We start from the raw sequence: 1919 nt of genomic DNA, 5'->3' as shown, positions 1-1919 counted from the left end.
AAGCTGTCCTGCAGCCGCGCCTTCACGCTTCGAGCCTACCTGCTCCAGACTCACGAGATGCTGTTCGACGCCCATAACCACGCCTTCCGGGTGCTGGGCGGCGTGCCGCGGCGGGGCATCTACGACAACATGAAGACCGCCGTCGACAAGGTTGGCCGCGGCAAGGAGCGCCAGGTCAACATCCGCTTCTCGGCCATGGTGAGCCACTTCCTGTTCGAGGCGGAGTTCTGCAACCCGGCCTCCGGCTGGGAGAAGGGGCAGATCGAGAAGAACGTCCAGGATGCCCGTCATCGGCTCTGGCAACCTCTGCCGAACGTCCCCTCGCTGGAGGCCTTGAACGAGTGGCTGGAGACCCGGTGCCGGGAGCTGTGGTCGCAGACCGGGCACGGCTCGCAACCCGGCTCGATCGCCGATGTGTGGGCTGAGGAGATCCGCCACCTGATGCCGATGCCGCGGCCGTTCGACGGCTTCGTCGAGCACGCCAAGCGCGTTTCCCCGACCTGCCTCGTCCATCTCGAGCGCAATCGCTACAGCGTGCCGGCCTCCTTCGCCAATCGCCCGGTGAGCCTGCGGGTCTATCCCGACCGGATCGTCGTCGTCGCCGAGGGGCAGGCGATCTGCGAGCATCAAAGGGTGTTCGCGCGCTCCCATGATCGCCAGAGCCGGACCGTCTATGACTGGCGGCATTATCTGGCCGTGGTCCAGCGCAAGCCCGGCGCCCTGCGCAACGGCGCCCCCTTCGCCGAGATGCCGCCGGCCTTCCGAACCCTGCAGCAGCATCTGCTCAAGCGACCGGGCGGTGACCGCGAGATGGTGGAGATCCTGTCCCTGGTCCTCCAGCATGACGAGCAGGTCGTGCTCACTGCCGTCGAACTCGCTCTGCAAGCCGGCGTGCCGACCAAGACCCACATTCTCAACCTGCTACACCGGCTGATCGACGGTACACCGCTGAGCACGCCAACGATCCCAGCTCCTGGCGCCCTTACACTGACCACCGAGCCTCAAGCCAATGTCGAACGCTATGACGCCCTGCGTCGGGCCAGGGAGGCGCGCCATGCGTCATGATCCGGCCAGCGGGGCCATTGTCATCATGCTGCGCAGCCTCAAGATGCACGGTATGGCACAAGCCGTCATCGAGCTGGCCGAACAGAGATCTCCCGCCTTCGAGACGGCCACGCCGATCCTCTCGCAACTCCTGAAGGCCGAGACCGCCGAGCGGGAGGTGCGATCAACCGCCTACCAGATCAAGGCCGCGCGCTTCCCAGCCTATCGCGACCTCGCTGGCTTCGACTTCGCCAGCAGCGAGGTAAACGAGGCGCTCGTGCGCCAGCTCCATCGCTGCGAGTTCCTCGACGATGCGCACAACGTCGTCCTGATCGGAGGGCCAGGCACTGGCAAGACCCATATCGCCACAGCTCTTGGCGTCCACGCTGTGGAGCATCATCACAGGCGGGTCCGCTTCTTCTCCACCATCGAGCTCGTCAACGCCCTCGAACAGGAGAAGGCCCAGGGCAAAGCCGGTCAGATCGCCGGCCGCCTCGTCCATGCCGACCTCGTCATCCTCGATGAGCTCGGCTACCTGCCGTTCAGCAGCTCGGGCGGCGCCTTGTTGTTCCACCTGCTGAGCAAGCTCTACGAGCGCACCAGCGTGGTCATCACCACCAATCTCAGCTTCTCGGAATGGGCCACGGTCTTCGGTGACGCCAAGATGACCACAGCCCTGCTCGACCGGCTCACCCATCACTGCCATATCCTCGAGACCGGCAACGACAGCTTCCGCTTCAAGAGCAGTTCGGCAAAGCCACCCAAACCCACCAGGGAGAAGCCACGAAACTTGACCGCCACCTGACCGCCGACCACCATCAGCCCGGGTCAATTCTCAGTGGAAATCCAGGGTCAGTTCTTCGCGGAAATCAACA

General features: G+C 64.6%; 2 protein-coding genes. Both read left to right on the top strand.

Annotated features, from left to right (window positions below; genetic code table 11):
* A partial coding sequence (gene istA, locus VRZ77_RS21675) for an IS21 family transposase (RefSeq protein ID WP_414594638.1) occupies window positions 1-1065 on the top strand: 1065 nt, incomplete at its 5' end.
* Window positions 1055-1849, top strand: coding sequence for an IS21-like element helper ATPase IstB (gene istB / locus VRZ77_RS21670; RefSeq protein WP_414594637.1), 795 nt, complete (start codon window positions 1055-1057; stop codon window positions 1847-1849). The genes istA and istB, both read left to right, overlap by 11 nt.
* The last annotated feature ends 70 nt before the right edge of the window (window positions 1850-1919 follow it).

Origin of the sequence: Ancylobacter sp. G4_0304 (genome assembly GCF_047501495.1) — a bacterium.
Classification (GTDB): domain Bacteria; phylum Pseudomonadota; class Alphaproteobacteria; order Rhizobiales; family Xanthobacteraceae; genus Ancylobacter.
This window is presented reverse-complemented; position numbering and strand designations above follow the sequence as displayed.